The following is a 15,886-nucleotide window of genomic DNA, read 5'->3' on the forward strand; positions in this document are numbered from 1 at the left end:
CTCGGCTTTGTTTTAGTGTTTATAGTTCAAATGTTGCACCGATTTTCGGCAATGACAATGAAATATCCTCATTTTGGAATTTATCCAAAGCTTGTTGTTTATCGATCGTTATTGGCGGAAATGAATCGTAATGGATACCAACTACCCGAGCACAATTCACAAACTCAGCCGCTTTAATTGCATCATCCACATCCATTGTATAGTGCCCACCTATAGGTAAAAATGCCCAATCCAGGTTCATGTCTGCCAGCAATTTCATTTCCATAGTCAGTGCGGTATCGCCGGCAAAATAAATTTTTTTGCCTTTTACATGGAAGACAAATCCCACAGGAAACCCGCCGTATTGACCATCAGGTGTACTATTGGTATGTGCAGCATACACCATCTTGACCGAACCAAAAGGCAGTTGAACTGTTCCGCCCAAGTTGAATTCGATCACCTTATCGTCAGGTACGCCCTGTCTTCTCACCCAGCCTGCAGTTTCAACAATCGCTAAAACAGTGGCATCGCTGTTTTTTTGAATTGTCGCCATATCGGCCACATGGTCCTGATGTCCATGACTTAAAAAGATATAATCCGGTTTAATTGTATTTACATCGATTTCTTTTGCAAGTGGATTATAAGTAACAAATGGATCTAAAAGAACCTTCGTTCCGTCAAAATCAAACTCTACACAAGACTGTCCGTAATAAGTTGCTTTCATGATAATATCGCTATTGATTAAATAATCCGCCTAGTCCTCCTAGTCCACCCAACATATCTTTACTTGCTGCCTGCATTTCAGCCTGGCTGATATTCTCAGCTTGCGCAATTGCCTTATTCAGAGCAACCACAAGCAACTCCTCCAATTCTTCCTTATCTGCGTTTGATAAAAATACAGGATCGATGGTAACCTCTTTTATCTCTTTGTTTGCTGTCGCTACCACACGGATTAAACCACCTTCCACTTCACCAGACACAGAAATTGAATCCAATCTTTTCTTGATTTCCTCCGCCTTTTGCTGGGCTTGAAATAATTTGTCAAACATATTTATATCATTTATTTCAGGCCAATTTACAAAAATCTGCGCATACCTACTATTGCTAATTTACTTTCGCCAATGCTTCCCTTTTTTTCTGAAGGTTGTCTGATCTTATTGGCCAGAAAGAACCTTCAGTTCGCTTTCATTGCTCTTGGTGTCTGCGAAGTCAGGAAGGTTTTGTATTTTTGCAACATGCAAAGCAATCAAGAAAAACTAGTCGCCCATATTTTGGACCAGTTGGACCTAAATCCGGCAGCTATTCCAGCTGAAACCTACGACACATTAATTTCAGATCGCCCTCAACTTGTCGACATTGACGATATGATCTCCTATATCAAACGTATCGGGACTGATCTCGATGCCATTGATAAAACAGTTGAACTGGTTGAAAAAATTGAAGACGAAACAAGTATTCTCATCCATAAGCTTAAGTTTATTTCGGCTACTGACAGGCCCAAGGTATTGGTACTGGACCAAATACAGCCGCTTGAAATAAACCGTTCTGCCTATCTGCAGGAAGCCATAAAAATAGCCGGTGGTATTCCAGTTACAACAGAAAATGAAGCCGATAAAATCATTGTCATCGGTCAGGGAGAACAGACATTTATCCAAATTCCACAATTGTTGAATTCGGCAGCTATCGCATCATCCAAAGCTATCGAGCTCGATCAGGTCTTCATCATGACCAATAAACAATTTGCACAGATTCCCGGATATAATTATTTGAGCGAACTTGAATCCTTAGCCGAAATTCTTCAGCCAAAGTATTTTGTGTATGGTCATGAAGGAAACGATTGGCTACAATTTCAACTAAGCTAAAAAAACAAAAATATAGGTATAAAAAAACAGCTCCAGTAGAACGGGAGCTGTTTTTTTATACTTTAGAATTTTAGTTGTATCTTCTGCGTAGGACGTTGTATAATTTTTCAACGGTATGCGGTTTATCTGCCCATTTATTTTTAATCGCATAATTTGTCTGCAAAAATGCATCCGCTTCCGCATAGCTTGTAAATCTATTCAATAATTCGACAGCCTCACTATACGCTAAACTATACCCATTAAACAAATCCTTAATAAATAAGAGCTTATCATTTAAGCTTATTCCTGCTTTAATATCTGTGAGTTTATCGCTATGTCCAGATTGATTTACCTGATAAACACGGTTCTGCACGCCAGCTTGCTTCTGTTGAGAGATAATTTCATTTAAGGTCAATGGTCTCGCGGGAGCTTCTTCAATGACCGTATTGATTTCTTCCTGAATAAACACTTCTTGCGGCTGCTCAATTACGACTTCTTTTGGTTCTTCGATGACTTCTGTAACGAAGACAGTAGGTTCTTCAACTTGCGCTGTAACTTCCTTTTCTGCCTGATAAGCTAATTCCTCCACTGGAGCAGCCTCAAAAACCGGTGGCGTTGCAACAACTGGCGGCGCGACAGGTTCAGCAATTGCAGGGCTAGGCTCTCCCGATTGTATCGGTTCACTTTCAGAAACAAATGAGGTTTCTGGCTCTTCCAATTTTACAGGTTCACGTTCAGAAATAAATGGGACTTCGTTTTCCCCCACACTGGTTTCTTCATTTGCTACAATGGCTTCTTCATTTCCACGGTTGAAATCTTCAACTGGTTGAGCTTCTTGAATCTCGCTTTCAGTCGGTTCAGCAACAACTTGCTGCGCTGAAGTTCTAAGGGTGGAAGGCGGTGTAAAATAGTCGTTGAAAGCAATCTTCTTACTGTCTAAGGCAGCAGTACTTAACGTATGCTGTGATTGAGTTCCCTGAAGAACGGCCTTGGTCTTAAGTAAAGTTATGTAGGCAGCCACAGCCTGTGCCTTCGCTTCCAGTGTTACTAATTCGTTAATTTCGGACAAGCTGCCCTGTTCCGACAAGGTCAGATACTGCCCATTTAAATCCTGTAATAAATCGCCTATCGTATTAAAAATTTCCTCTTTAGTACCCATAATTCTATTTGAAATCACCAATTAATTATTTATACACTTATACCTGCAACCGATCAAAAAGTGGAAAACCCAATCCTTTGATTTAGAAATATTTGGATTTACGCCCAATTTTTGCTACCCAAATTTAATATTTAATTCTGATATTAGCGGTGTCAAAAACAGAATATAATGGGAGGTCATTTTACAAAAATCACCTTATTTGCGGACCTTCCGACAAAATTAAATTAATCAAATGCTTTTTTCCGAACATAATTTGGCTTTGCGCCCCGCACAATATGGTAGCATTGAAATTGTCTGTGGATCGATGTTCTCGGGCAAGACTGAAGAACTGATTCGCAGGCTAAAACGAGCACAATATGCACGTTTGAATGTCGAAATCTTTAAACCAGCGGTTGACAAGCGATATGATGAAAAGTTGGTCGTTTCTCACGATAGCAATAGCATCCCATCAACACCCGTTGATCATTCTTCAGCGATCCTACTCTTAAGTTCATCGACCCAAGTTGTCGGAATCGATGAAGCACAATTTTTTGATGACGGTTTGACAGAGGTATGTGTCAAATTGGCAAATAGTGGTATCCGGGTGATCGTTGCCGGTCTCGATATGGATTTTCAAGGGCAACCATTTGGTCCAATTCCCAATTTAATGGCAGTAGCCGAACACGTCACGAAGGTGCATGCGGTTTGCATGCAATGTGGCGCTCCAGCGAATTATTCCTACCGCCTGACCAAGGATACGGAAACCGTGCTTTTGGGTGAAAAAGAAGCTTATGAACCACGGTGTAGACCTTGTTATTTCGGCTTGAATAAGTAAATGATCCAAAAAGTTAACTAAAATCTGCCAAAAGGACCATAAACGCTATTTGGCATAGGATTTGAAATATACTTTATAAATAAGAAGATTAACGCTTTTAATAGCGACAAAATACTTTTCATAATTTAGGTTTATAATTGGTTAGTTAGCACCTCCTTGCCCATCAAGGGGGTGTTTTTTTGTTAAAAAAGAACGCTGTCCCCAGGTTACTGAGCACAGCGTTCTTTTTTCATGAACTCCTATAGGCAAGGCTTAAGGCTGAACACCGTAATTTATAACCTTACGGCCAATGTTACCTGTTTGATCCATTCCCTCGACGATGACCTTGTAATTTCCATTTCCATCGGCATTATAAAATTGAATGGCAGCTTCCCCCGTCTCTGTGATTGAGACTTTCGGATTCCAGTAAATGGTCGTTCTCAAATCGTTTACAGCCTTTCTTTCCGGCGTATCGTATTTTGGAATATAGAATTTGCGTTCTTTAATATAACCTAGAGGATACATATCGATCACATTTGATTTTGGCAACATGCTCTCAATTTCACTCAATGACATTCGCGGTTTCTTCGCTTCCACTTTTTTCGTATAAATGGACACAACACCATTATTTTGATACATTCTGGAGACTGTTCCCAATTCATCACGTAAGAAGATTTCGATTCCTTCGATATCCGCGACATTGATGCTGTTCAATCCAGGCTCATCAATAGCCATACCGTTCAGAAAGAACTGAACAGGCGTGCGTCCCCCCGCATTATAATCGCGGGAAACATAATATTTCAATGTCTGCGGATCATAAGTAATGCCAGTTAATACCGTTTGAAGACACATGGTCAACACGTTACAACCGGTCAAACGCTCGGGTTCAATACGGTGTTCCGGCATGGATAAGCCCGAAATAGATGGAAAATCTTTATTGGTGATTGCTTTCTTCACTACGCCTGTCACTTCGACCTCATCCAGAAGGATCGATTTTCGATACTCTTTTCGGCTATTCGCCAAATAAGGAGCAAAAGCCTGGTCTATATTCGGCACAAAATAACTTTTATAGCCATTATTCTTATCGATCTCCGGGTAAAAGCTCTGATCCATATTAATAACCAGGCTCCGGTAATTGTCGTTAGAGCGGGCATTAACCGTTACTTTAGACGAGTCCGGGAACACAAGATCCTTAAAGGTGAATCGTCCATTCTGATCCGTATAAACGTCTTTCTTAATATTACGCGAAGGAACCGATAAAAGTAACCCTCCATTTGGATAAGGGCGTCCAGTATTCATCCGAAGTATACCGGATAATTCAATTCCTTGCTCGGGAAGAAAACTGATCTGTGGCAACTTCTCCGATATAAGTGTCGGGTAGTCAAATCGACGGTATCCCTGTGTCATTAATAGTGCATCCAGCGCTTTATCCCGATTGGGATTCTTTTCATCGAAATATGAATTTGGGTTTTCTACATTTCCTTTGAGGTCCGAAGTCAACAGAAAGTTGCTCACAATAGAGAGATCTGCCTGATCATTATAAGGAACTTTGGATTCGTCTATTACAGCGACTGAATAGCTTCCGGGGAACTTCTGCCCATTGTTGTCCACAGCAAGTTTAAGATTGACCAAGTCTTTAGCCTTATAGCTTTGCTTATCGCTGGTAACTTGAATATTTAAAAGCTTTTCACTTTGAACAAATGCCAAGCGTTCGCTGATAGGTTTTCCGTCCGGACTCAATAAGGTTACCTGAACAATACCATTTGGCAAACGCTCTTTCGGAATATTGACTAATGCAGACGAAGATTTTAAATTCACCTGTGCGCCAAAACAGAGATGGCCATTCGACTGAACCAAAACATAATAAGATTGCCCCGGGTTCTTTGAAAAATTCTCCTCGCTAGTTACCACGGCAAACTCCGCATTCGTGGCATCCTGTTTTACAAAAACAACATTTGCCTTGTCACTGACAACAGCCGGCAATTTGTATTTGCGCTCCTGTCCATTCTCAAACTTCACAACAGCTTGATAATTATCTCCTGCGAGCGGCAGAAGAGAAAAATAGCCCATTCCAGTTCCAAAGTCTGCAAACTCCGCTACCGACTTGCCCTTTGAATCCAAAATACTACCTTTTACCTTTAGCCCCTTACCATCGGATCCAATGGCTTTAAATGCAACTTTTTTGGCCAATCCAGCGATAATATCACCCCCTTCAGGAAAGAATTGCACATCTGCATCCCACAAGGCATTTTTGAGCAAGAAGGAACTGGACAAAGGTTTTTCATTTTTATTTTCCTGAATGCTAATCTTCAGTTGTCCTTTCTCCAGATTTGCCTTTTCTTTTGCAGACAGGTTTATGGTTACTTTCCCCAGCCCATCGGTCTCAGCTTTGCCCTTGTCGAAGGTTTCCCATCCCGACACAAACTCCCAATTGATTTTTGAATTGATCATCGGTTTTCCCGTACGATCGCGGAACTGTATGACAGCTTGGGTTTTATTACCACCAATGTTATTTTGAAATTCAATGTTCGTAATCAATTTCTTATTGATTACATCCCCGATTGGCACCACTTTGTTAAAAAAGTAAGCATTATCAAAGTTGGCCATCCATTTTGTGTAGGCCCTAAAGCGATAATTGTCCTGAGACATAAATTGAGGATCAAGTACAATCTGCCCATTTCCTACCCCTTTATCCAATGGAATTTTTAGTGTCTGAATCAGGGAATCGCGACTGTTCAGCACTTCCACGTAAGCTATTTTACTCGGCTCATATTCGGCCAAATTGCGGGATAAATAGGTTGAAAACCAGAGAGTATCCCCTACAGCATAATAAGGCTTGTCGAAATGTAAATGTACCTTTTCAACTGGGTAAACCTGAAAATATTTCTGAACTCGTTCTACGATTGTATTAATAGGCAATGTAGGTGTAGTCTGGGCATAAGTGGTCCCTATTCCTAACAGTCCTATCGATAAAGTCAATAGTTTTATGTGCTTCATTGAAAGTCTTAGAATAAAAAATGAATAGCTAAATATATTCAATTTTGAGCAAAGACCAACCGCATTGGGGTATTTTTAACATTTATTATACCTATTCATGGGACGATTTCCGACGCGCTAAAAGTAATTAGAGCAATGGAGCCAAAAGCCTACAGATAGAATCTACTCCTCTTTTCCAGCGGCTTCGCTGCATCCACTTTCGAATTGTAATCAGGTCTGAAACTTCGATATCAGCCAAAAATTGTGCATTAAGACGGTCGCAAAGCGCTTTATCCGATACAATTCCCGAGATTTCAAAGTTGATGTAAAAACTTCTGATATCCAAGTTTGTCGTACCGATATAGGCCAGCTTCCCATCAATGCAGATGGTTTTGGCATGCAGAAATCCCTTTGTATAGAGGTATACATTAACTCCTCTTTCCAGTAGTGGTTTTATAAATGAGAAGGAGGCATGCTGTACAAAAAACGAATCAGACTGGGCCGGCAACATCAAGTCCACACGGACACCGGAAGATACCGCGAGCATTAAAGCAGTCGTCAATTGATCGCTGGGAATAAAATAAGGTGTACACAACTGTACATATTCTTTTGCTTCGTTGATACCGGCAATAATTGCTTCCATATTGAAAGGTGCTGGCGATCCAGGATCACTGGCTGTAAATCCTACTCCACTCTCATCTTCATCGGTAAGTGGAAATCGGTTTAAATAACCGCGGCCCAATTCAAACGGTTCTGCATCTGTCTGGTTCCAGCTGTTCCAAAACTGGATTTGCAAGGTATTTACTGCTGCGCCGACAACCATCATCGCCGTATCCCGCCAGTAAATCTCATTTTTTCCGTTATTGATATATCGATCTGAAATATTGATTCCGCCGACAAAACCTATTTTCCCATCGATCACCGCTATCTTGCGGTGATTTCGGTAGTTGCTATTCGCCAAGGAACTAAAGGTCACCGGAAGGAAAGCTTGAAACACAAAATCGGGTTTATGCCGCCGTAAATATTTAATCACATCCGGAGCACCAAAACTATCCAATATCAGGCGAACAGTCACGCCAGCCTTTGCTTTTTCTTCTAGAATATGTAAGATTTCCTGCCCTACATCATCCATTTCCCAGATATAATATTCCATGTGAATGGAATGCTGCGCAGCTTTAAGGCGATCTATAAGTACTGGAAACTTTTCTTCCCCATTGATAAACAGGGTGACATCGTTGTTGAGGGAAAAAGTAGAGATCTTCTGATTTTTAAGGTAGCGGTATACCATAGCCAAACTACCGATCCGCTCATTTAACGTATAGATATGTTCCTCCATAATTTCGGATTCCTTACGCCAGGCATCCAGTAGCTTTTTGGACTGCTCGCGATACACACGCTTCATCCTTTTGACCTTCTTAAACTTCTGACCAAAGAAATAATAACTGAGCAAACCGACGACAGGTAAGAAAACAATGACCATAATCCAGGCGATGGTCTTAGAAGGATTACGGTTTTCGATCAAAATCGTCCCGATTACACCAATATAAAGGATGAGTAAGGGAATCCAATAATAGGTTAATGCAATCTGTAAAATATGATGAAGTACCTCCATATTGTGTGCTAAGGGTTTTACCAAATATAATACTTAGCATCGACATATTGTTTGTCGTTAAACACAGTTTATTGCACCATCTACATGAATGAACGGACTTAAATAGGGAATATCTAAATTGGCACCCCGGAGTATAAACCATATCCCCAATAAGAAATAGAGAAAAGGAATCCATTTCGAAAATCCAATTTTGAAAGATCGGGAGAAATTTCCCAAAAAAGAAAACACAAACAAGAGCGGGATAGTACCTAAGCCAAAAAACAACATAAAAAAGAAACTCTGCTGTGGGCTATCCGCATTTATGGACGACATAAGCGCCATGTAGACCATACCACAGGGCAACAATCCATTCAGTACACCGGCAACAAAGCTACCGCCCGGTTTATAGAGCCATTTCGACAATAACCGTACGATTGGCTGAACAGCCTTCGTCTGCCAGCTGGCAATTTTTCGATTATGTTTACCAATAAGCTGAAATAAAGCAATTCCAATCAGGATGACACCTGTAGCCCAGCTTAGACTACGCTGCCAGCCCTGGATCTGCGCAAATGTTCCGATCGTACCCAGTAAAAGTCCCAAACAACCATAAGTCAGTACCCTACCGGATTGATACAGTATTTTATTTAAGAAAACGTTCCAACCAAAGCCTTGCCTTCCTTCAATGGCGAAAATTAATGGACCACACATGACCGCACAGTGTATGCTTCCAAACAATCCCATGAAAAATGCAAAGTAGGTATAACTCATTTCCGTAAACTAAAATAAAATATGCTCTTCAAACAAAAAATCCTTACCTACACTCTTCCAGTCGATATATAAATTCCACATGCCTTTATCGAACGTGGAAATGGGCAGTGTATATAAATTACTGGTTGTCTGAAAGGGCAATTCTTTATCCAATCGATTATCCGAAGGTTTTCGAAACAGCAATTTTCCCTTATTATCTTTGGAGACAAAATGAATATACAAGGTATCTTGCCTGATTTCAATTGTCGGTGATTCCTTCATCATCAATACATTCTGCTTTTTATCGTAAGCTTGATCATAATTCAGTCCCTGCTCGTAATAATCGTCTTCTTCCAGACTATCCGAATCGTGACTCACCATATATATTCCTGCTCCGACTATACACAACATAAATACCGCCAAGGTTAAAAAAATTTTTGTACCCCAATTCATTGTTTTTCATTTTAATTCATACCCGGAGGCGCTATAAAAGTAGTTTTTAAACTTTCCACTTTCTTATCGCCCGAATAGATAGCTAATTTTACATTACTTTTATAGGTCTCAACATCCTTATTTGCGATAATTAGAAAAAAGCTCAGTGTCGCATGCCCATCTTTACTCAATTTTTGAATAGGATTGACCAGTTGAATCTTTAAGCGGGGGTCATCACAGACCAATTTAAAAGGCATTTCTTTACCAGACTTATTAATCAATTCCAAAGAATACAGGTTGCTTATTGTCTTATCATCACGAAGCTGGTAGGTACTTCCCTTTGCGCGGAGCAGTCTACCGTCCACCTGAGAACGATTGAACAACAGAAAACCAAAAACCGACATTAAAGCAACCAGCACGACCGAATAAGCTATTGCTCTCGTATTGCTTTTTTTCTTCAGTGTTCCTTCAATCTCACCCATTGGATAAAAACCAATTAACTTTTTCGGCTTTCCGATTTTGTCCATCACAGCATCACAGGCATCTATACAGGCCGTACAGCTCACACATTCCAATTGAAGGCCATTTCGAATATCAATTCCTGTGGGGCATACATGTACACAGAGCTTGCAGTCCACACAATCCCCTTGCGTCGTCACTGCATCCTTTTGCTGTTTTCCTCTTGGCTCCCCGCGTCTATGATCATAGGCGACAGTGATACTTTGGTCATCCAGGAGTACACCCTGCAATCTGCCGTAAGGGCAAATTGCAATACAGACAATCTCCCTGACGTAAGCAAACACGCCATAGAAAACCAATGTAAATATGATTATTGATATCAGTCCACCGATATGTTGGTCCAATGGATCAGTGATAATCTTCATCAGCGCATCAACACCGATGATATAAGACAAAAAGATATTTGAAATGAAAAATGATATGATTAAAAATATACCATGTTTCAAGAATTTTTTAAATTGTTTTTGATCCGTATTTGGTCCCGCATCCAATTTCTTTTGTTGCTGCCAATCACCTTCGATCCAATATTCAATTCGTCTAAATATTAATTCCAAAAAAATGGTTTGGGGGCAAGTCCATCCACACCATACCCGTCCAAAGACAACAGTAAACAAAACCACACATACCATCACGATTAACATACCGAATACGAATATGTAGAGATCTTGTGGATAGAAAAGATTTCCTAAGATGGAAAACTTTCGCTCAATAATGTTGAACATGAGAAACGGTTCACCATTTATTTTGATAAAAGGAACGATAAACAAGAACAGCAGTAGTGAATACCCAACCCACTGTCTTTTTTTGTAAAGCTCTCCCTGCGGTTTTTTGGCATAAATCCATTGTCTTTTTTTTGACTTAGATTCACCGTTATTGGCATTATTCACGACTGCTGTACTCATTGCTATTTCAATTTACTACTCTGCTTTTTTATCTGCTTCAGCTGGACCTGTTTTGGCATCATCCGCTGCTTTCTCTCCGTTTGCCGCCTGACCACCGCCATAGGATACCTCATCACCTTGCGGAGCTTTAGGGTTAGCAGGGTTTGTATCCCTTAAGGTGACAATATAACTGGCAACCTGTGCGATTTGAGCGGGACTTAACGTTTGTTCCCATGGCACCATTCCTTTATCAGGAACACCATACTTAATGGTTTTGAAGATGTCTTTAATCTCACCACCATGTAGCCAAAACTTATCGGTCAAGTTGGGTCCGATACCTCCCTCACCACTACCTCCGTGACAAGCGACACAGTTTGCTGCAAAGATCGCTTTTCCATCAGCTGCCATTTCCGGCTGAAACTCCACGCTACTTTCGTCTACATTACTCGCAGAAGCAGTAAGATAAGCCTGACGCTCTTTCTCGGCAATGACCATCTCATGTTCATATTCCTGGTCCTGGTTCATTCCGATACCCGACACCTGATAAACAAATAAGTAAACAAGGCCGAAAAAAATCGTTCCATAAAAAAGGAAATTGAACCAGATCGGAATCGGATTGTCCAATTCGCGGATACCATCATACTCATGGTCTATGACAATATCCTTTTCTTCTGAAATCGGTCTGATCCCCATGATCTTGTTCCACGACCTTTTCATCCAGCCCTTATTCGCCACCTTTTTGAGCTTTTCCTCCTGGGCCAATTCAGGCATGGTAATCTTAATGATGGATTTCATCGCGCGATTGACCATCAATGCCGAAGCGAGAAGAGCCAGCATCACAACGATCAATACAACAATTAAGATATCTGTGTATAAATTATCTGTACCGAATCCTATCGTAGATTGAACAACTTCTGCGGTAGCTGGTGCAGTATCCAATAATAAACTCATATATTATAGACTTTCAGGTGAATGATTCAGTTCCTTTTCTGTTTCATCTTCTTCCAAAGGCAATTCCTTCATATAAGTAACATAGTCTTTTTTCATTCGAAACAACATTATTGCTACTGAAATGAAGAACACCAAGAAGATCCAAAGTGATGCAATTAGATAAAGCTCACTGCCGTTTAGATTTGTTATTTGCTTAAACATAGCTTTATTGATTTGCGTTAACATTATCAGCTACTTTTGGAGCTGCTTTTATATCTGTTCCTAATCGCTGTAAGTATGCAATTACAGCTACAATCTCACGGTCAGCTAACACATTCACTTGATTTTGTTTTAGATCATCAGCAATTTTTTGTGCCTGTTTGGTGAGATCCTGTTCAGCATGTTCAATTTCCGCATCGGTATAAGGGATTCCCAATTTCCGTAACGCCTTCATTTTATCTTGCAGAATAGCATTATCCAGCTTCTGATCGATCAACCAAGGATATGTTGGCATGATACTTCCAGGCGAGGTAATCGTTGGATCCAACAGGTGATCAAAGTGCCATTTATTAGGATATTTTCCACCGATGCGATGCAGATCAGGTCCTGTCCGTTTCGAACCCCATAAAAACGGTGTATCGTAAACAAACTCACCCGCCTTGCTATACTCCCCATAACGGGCGGTTTCGGATCTAAATGGACGAATAGTTTGCGTGTGACAGTTTACACAACCTTCTCTCACGTAGAGATCCCTTCCCTGCAGTTCCAATGCTGTATAAGGTTTTACACTCGCAATTGTTGGAACATTTTTAGAAATTGTAAAAGTCGGCACCATCTCCACCATACCCCCGATGAGGATGGCGATAAGAGCCAGTACCATAAATAAAATTGGCTTACGTTCAAGACGACGGTGTTGAGACTGTTCATTTACTTGAACCGGCAATAATGCAGGAGCTTCTGCTGGCTCATTGGCCAAGAGCTTCCCTTGTTTCATGGTTTTGATCAAGTTAAAGGTCATTAGGAAGACCCCCGACAGATAAAGTGCACCACCTATTGCGCGCATCATGTGCATCGGCAAAATTTCTAACGTTGTCGCCAGGAAGTTTGGATATTTCAAGACCCCTTCTGGTGTAAATTCTTTCCACATCAAGCCTTGTACTACGGCTGCCCAATACATCGGGATCGCATAGAACAAAATACCCAAGGTACCTATCCAAAAGTGTGTTGATGCCAATTTTTTAGAATATAATTCTGTCTTATATATACGTGGTATCAACCAGTACAGAATACCAAATGTCATAAACCCATTCCATCCCAAAGCACCTACGTGTACGTGCGCTACGATCCAGTCGGTAAAGTGAGCAATCGCATTCACCTGTTTCAAGGATAGCATAGGGCCTTCGAAAGTCGCCATACCATAACAAGTAAGGGCCACGACCATGAATTTTAACATAGGCTCTGTCCGTACCTTATCCCAAGCACCACGTAAGGTCAACAAACCATTGATCATACCGCCCCAGCTTGGAGCAATCAACATGATGGAGAATACAACCCCTAAAGACTGTACCCAACCCGGTAGCGCCGTATAGAGCAAATGGTGAGGACCTGCCCAGATATAAATAAAAATTAAAGACCAAAAGTGAAGAATACTTAACTTGTAAGAGTAAACTGGACGGTTGGCCATCTTAGGAAGGAAATAATACATCATTCCCAAATAAGGAGTTGTCAAGAAAAAAGCAACTGCATTGTGACCATACCACCATTGTACCAGCGCATCCTGTACGCCTTTGTAGACATAATAGCTTTTCCAGCCAGCTACAGGTAATTGGATGGAGTTAACAATATGCAATACGGCTACTGTAACAAATGTGGCAATATAGAACCAAACAGCGACATACATGTGACGTTCGCGCCGTTTGATAATAGTACCGAACATATTGATTCCGAATACGACCCAAATGAGGGTAATTGCGATATCAATAGGCCATTCCATTTCGGCATACTCATGGCTTGAAGTAAGACCGAGTGGGAGTGTAATAGCCGAGGCAACAATAATTAATTGCCAACCCCAAAAATGGAGCTTACTCAAAGCATCACTGAACATTCTTGCTTTAAGCACCCGCTGTAAGGAGTAATAAACTCCCATAAAAATACCATTACCTACGAAAGCAAAAATCACCGCATTGGTATGCACAGGACGTACACGGCCAAATGTTGTAAATTGCAATCCAAAGTTCATCTGGGGCCAAACAAGCTGCGTTGCCACAAGCAATCCTATGGTCATACCAACTATCCCCCAAATAATGGTAGCGATTCCGAAATTCCTGACAATCTTGTTGTCGTAATTAAATTGCTCTAACTGCATTACTTAAATTGTTGATTCTGATTCAAAAATAAGCAGCAATTTACGACAATCTAATGATGGACAATGCGTACAAAAGTGATGTACGTCACTTTTTTATTACCCGATTACAAGGCTTAGTTAGCAATTTCGACCATTGGTTGTAAATGACTTAGGGAAAATAGAGATCTTGAAAGATACTTTTTACAATTAGATCTGACATCAAAAGTGACCGTAGTCACATTTCCTGATGTTTTATGATCTTCTTAGCGAGATATCAATGACGGAATCCACATCATGTCATAGCAGCGCATGATCCATATCCTTTGAATGATTAGTATCTAGTTCGCATTAGATTTCTTGGGAATCGGTCTGTAAGTTTTTCGTATAGGACTAGTCAGGACTATCTACGCCACTAGGAAAAGGGGCTCTCCGACGGCCATGTACTGCGATAACCAATAGGCGGAGGATATGCAGTAAACCGGGGAACTATTTAAACGCAAGAAGCCCTTGACTGTTTCCAGCAAGGGCTTCCGTGTAAAAAAAGGCACCTCCAAGCTTATGGCTGAACAACTAAATGGAACCTTAAGCGTTAGCAGTCAGCAAGGCAAGGGATCAACGTTTACATTAGTCGTTCCGTTCACCGAAGAAAAGAAAAATAAGAAACAAATTACGAGCTTGGACAAGCTCTCAAAAGAGCTACGCTTTGTCTTTATTGATGACAATCCAATCAATAATCTATTCGTAAAACAAGCATTGCAACATTTCGAAGATGTGAAAATCTATCAGGATTCATCTGCAGCAATAGCCTATCCAAAGGAAAATAGAACGGTTATTATTATCACCGATCTCAGGATGCAAGGCCCTACAGGCTGGGATATCCTCAACACAATCAAAGACAACAATAGCCTACAGGGATGGAATAGCAAGGTTATTGCACTGACCTCAGACGAATCCCAAGTGACAATGCGAGCTCCGGAAGGGCAGCTACATCGTTTTGATGGGATTATGGTTAAACCATTTAATTTAAAAGCATTACTACAGTTTATCTAACAGAAGTATAGAGCAGGCAATTGACAATTATCTAGGAGTTGCGAAGCAATTTTGATTTATAATAATCAAATTCTTCTTGTGTAATGGCTCCATTATCCAGTAACTGTTTAAATTTGGTCAATTCATCGGCAATATTTGATACTGCATTACTTTTATCAATTTGATTTGTACGGTTGTTGGATTGGTTTATATAATTTTGTCGAAATTGTGCTTCTTGATATTCGATAACACGTTGCATGGAATATTTCTTTTTCGAGAAAAGAGCTACAAAAAAGCCTATAATTGGGCTTACTACCAGTGAAATTGCAAAAATTGGCCAAAAGCCTATTTCTCTATTCTTTCCAATTAAGCCAATTAAAGCAGATCCCCCAACCCAAAATAATATCATTAATCCCATTTTCTAAGTTTAAATGTTACAAAATAATTTCCTTAAAAATAATAAATAATTACCACATCACTTCATCTGGTTGACACAAACTATTTAATTTAAGATCATACGCAGCACATACTCGCTATGAATATCAGCATTCACCATCTGAGATGGATCCAGATAAAGCGCTAGAAACAGGACATAGAGATATGACTTTCTTTAAGGAATGAGGATATAGCAAGTCACTAAACGCAAGAAGCCCTTGACTGTTTCC

General features: G+C 40.4%; 15 protein-coding genes. 3 read left to right on the forward strand and 12 right to left on the reverse strand.

Annotated elements, in window-relative coordinates; genetic code table 11:
• Window positions 1-19: 19 nt before the first annotated feature.
• Both B2X72_RS21505 and B2X72_RS21510 read right to left on the reverse strand, forming a co-directional pair.
• Window positions 20-703, reverse strand: a complete 684-nt coding sequence (locus B2X72_RS21505) for a metal-dependent hydrolase (RefSeq protein WP_046671897.1) — start codon at window positions 701-703, stop codon at window positions 20-22.
• Window positions 704-713: 10 nt separating this feature from the next.
• The gene (locus B2X72_RS21510) at window positions 714-1,028 is read right to left on the reverse strand and encodes a YbaB/EbfC family nucleoid-associated protein (RefSeq protein WP_046671896.1); all 315 of its coding nucleotides are present in this window, start codon (window positions 1,026-1,028) and stop codon (window positions 714-716) included.
• A 186-nt stretch (window positions 1,029-1,214) separates the two neighbouring features.
• Here B2X72_RS21510 and B2X72_RS21515 point away from each other — a divergent pair, with 186 nt between their 5' ends.
• The gene (locus B2X72_RS21515; protein WP_112374193.1) at window positions 1,215-1,841 is read left to right on the forward strand and encodes a hypothetical protein; all 627 of its coding nucleotides are present in this window, start codon (window positions 1,215-1,217) and stop codon (window positions 1,839-1,841) included.
• A gap of 70 nt (window positions 1,842-1,911) precedes the next feature.
• Here the strand turns inward: B2X72_RS21515 and B2X72_RS21520 are convergent, their stop codons facing one another.
• Window positions 1,912-2,997: a hypothetical protein gene (locus B2X72_RS21520; protein WP_286851447.1), complete on the reverse strand. Its 1,086-nt coding sequence runs from the start codon at window positions 2,995-2,997 to the stop codon at window positions 1,912-1,914.
• Window positions 2,998-3,211: 214 nt separating this feature from the next.
• On the opposite strand from B2X72_RS21520, the gene B2X72_RS21525 reads away from it, so the two are divergent.
• Entirely contained in the window at window positions 3,212-3,793 is a 582-nt protein-coding gene (locus tag B2X72_RS21525) for a thymidine kinase (protein ID WP_046671893.1), read from the forward strand.
• 252 nt (window positions 3,794-4,045) lie between these two features.
• On the opposite strand, the gene B2X72_RS21530 is transcribed toward B2X72_RS21525, so the two are convergent.
• The 8 genes from B2X72_RS21530 to ccoN all read right to left on the reverse strand — a co-directional run bounded on the left by B2X72_RS21530 (window position 4,046) and on the right by ccoN (window position 14,213).
• On the reverse strand, window positions 4,046-6,769 hold the full coding sequence (locus B2X72_RS21530) for a carboxypeptidase regulatory-like domain-containing protein (RefSeq protein WP_286851448.1): 2,724 nt from the start codon (window positions 6,767-6,769) through the stop codon (window positions 4,046-4,048).
• 127 nt (window positions 6,770-6,896) lie between these two features.
• A complete protein-coding gene (cls, locus tag B2X72_RS21535) occupies window positions 6,897-8,360 on the reverse strand; it encodes a cardiolipin synthase (protein WP_286851449.1) in 1,464 nt (487 codons plus the stop codon).
• 57 nt (window positions 8,361-8,417) lie between these two features.
• Window positions 8,418-9,107: a sulfite exporter TauE/SafE family protein gene (locus tag B2X72_RS21540; RefSeq protein WP_286851450.1), complete on the reverse strand. Its 690-nt coding sequence runs from the start codon at window positions 9,105-9,107 to the stop codon at window positions 8,418-8,420.
• 9 nt (window positions 9,108-9,116) lie between these two features.
• Window positions 9,117-9,539, reverse strand: a complete 423-nt coding sequence (locus B2X72_RS21545; protein WP_286851452.1) for a FixH family protein — start codon at window positions 9,537-9,539, stop codon at window positions 9,117-9,119.
• 11 nt (window positions 9,540-9,550) lie between these two features.
• The gene (gene ccoG / locus B2X72_RS21550) at window positions 9,551-10,939 is read right to left on the reverse strand and encodes a cytochrome c oxidase accessory protein CcoG (RefSeq protein WP_286851454.1); all 1,389 of its coding nucleotides are present in this window, start codon (window positions 10,937-10,939) and stop codon (window positions 9,551-9,553) included.
• Window positions 10,940-10,954: 15 nt separating this feature from the next.
• Window positions 10,955-11,869 (reverse strand): cbb3-type cytochrome c oxidase N-terminal domain-containing protein, encoded by a 915-nt coding sequence (locus B2X72_RS21555; protein WP_112374199.1) that lies wholly within the window; start codon window positions 11,867-11,869, stop codon window positions 10,955-10,957.
• A gap of 3 nt (window positions 11,870-11,872) precedes the next feature.
• Complete coding sequence (locus B2X72_RS21560) at window positions 11,873-12,070, reverse strand: hypothetical protein (RefSeq protein ID WP_046671935.1); 198 nt, start codon at window positions 12,068-12,070, stop codon at window positions 11,873-11,875.
• A gap of 4 nt (window positions 12,071-12,074) precedes the next feature.
• The gene (gene ccoN, locus B2X72_RS21565) at window positions 12,075-14,213 is read right to left on the reverse strand and encodes a cytochrome-c oxidase, cbb3-type subunit I (protein WP_286851456.1); all 2,139 of its coding nucleotides are present in this window, start codon (window positions 14,211-14,213) and stop codon (window positions 12,075-12,077) included.
• A 537-nt stretch (window positions 14,214-14,750) separates the two neighbouring features.
• Here ccoN and B2X72_RS21570 point away from each other — a divergent pair.
• Complete coding sequence (locus B2X72_RS21570) at window positions 14,751-15,242, forward strand: response regulator (RefSeq protein ID WP_157698403.1); 492 nt, start codon at window positions 14,751-14,753, stop codon at window positions 15,240-15,242.
• A 31-nt stretch (window positions 15,243-15,273) separates the two neighbouring features.
• Here B2X72_RS21570 and B2X72_RS21575 read toward each other — a convergent pair whose 3' ends face one another.
• Window positions 15,274-15,630 carry an SHOCT domain-containing protein gene (locus tag B2X72_RS21575; RefSeq protein ID WP_198386057.1) on the reverse strand — a complete coding sequence of 119 codons (357 nt, stop codon included), beginning with the start codon at window positions 15,628-15,630 and terminating at the stop codon, window positions 15,274-15,276.
• Window positions 15,631-15,886 lie beyond the last annotated feature (256 nt).

This window comes from Sphingobacterium sp. UBA7253 (assembly GCF_002472745.1).
GTDB classification, from domain to species: Bacteria; Bacteroidota; Bacteroidia; order Sphingobacteriales; family Sphingobacteriaceae; genus Sphingobacterium; species Sphingobacterium siyangense.

Excerpts from the sequence above, each read along its gene's own strand:
- B2X72_RS21505 (WP_046671897.1), bottom strand. The coding sequence starts at position 703 with ATGAAAGCAACTTATTACGGACAGTCTTGTGTAGAGTTTGATTTTGAC.
- B2X72_RS21510 (WP_046671896.1), bottom strand. The coding sequence starts at position 1,028 with ATGTTTGACAAATTATTTCAAGCCCAGCAAAAGGCGGAGGAAATCAAG.
- B2X72_RS21515 (WP_112374193.1), top strand. The coding sequence starts at position 1,215 with ATGCAAAGCAATCAAGAAAAACTAGTCGCCCATATTTTGGACCAGTTG.
- B2X72_RS21525 (WP_046671893.1), top strand. The coding sequence starts at position 3,212 with ATGCTTTTTTCCGAACATAATTTGGCTTTGCGCCCCGCACAATATGGT.
- B2X72_RS21530 (WP_286851448.1), bottom strand. The coding sequence starts at position 6,769 with ATGAAGCACATAAAACTATTGACTTTATCGATAGGACTGTTAGGAATA.
- cls (WP_286851449.1), bottom strand. The coding sequence starts at position 8,360 with ATGGAGGTACTTCATCATATTTTACAGATTGCATTAACCTATTATTGG.
- B2X72_RS21540 (WP_286851450.1), bottom strand. The coding sequence starts at position 9,107 with ATGAGTTATACCTACTTTGCATTTTTCATGGGATTGTTTGGAAGCATA.
- B2X72_RS21545 (WP_286851452.1), bottom strand. The coding sequence starts at position 9,539 with ATGAATTGGGGTACAAAAATTTTTTTAACCTTGGCGGTATTTATGTTG.
- ccoG (WP_286851454.1), bottom strand. The coding sequence starts at position 10,939 with ATGAGTACAGCAGTCGTGAATAATGCCAATAACGGTGAATCTAAGTCA.
- B2X72_RS21555 (WP_112374199.1), bottom strand. The coding sequence starts at position 11,869 with ATGAGTTTATTATTGGATACTGCACCAGCTACCGCAGAAGTTGTTCAA.
- B2X72_RS21560 (WP_046671935.1), bottom strand. The coding sequence starts at position 12,070 with ATGTTTAAGCAAATAACAAATCTAAACGGCAGTGAGCTTTATCTAATT.
- ccoN (WP_286851456.1), bottom strand. The coding sequence starts at position 14,213 with ATGCAGTTAGAGCAATTTAATTACGACAACAAGATTGTCAGGAATTTC.
- B2X72_RS21570 (WP_157698403.1), top strand. The coding sequence starts at position 14,751 with ATGGCTGAACAACTAAATGGAACCTTAAGCGTTAGCAGTCAGCAAGGC.
- B2X72_RS21575 (WP_198386057.1), bottom strand. The coding sequence starts at position 15,630 with ATGATATTATTTTGGGTTGGGGGATCTGCTTTAATTGGCTTAATTGGA.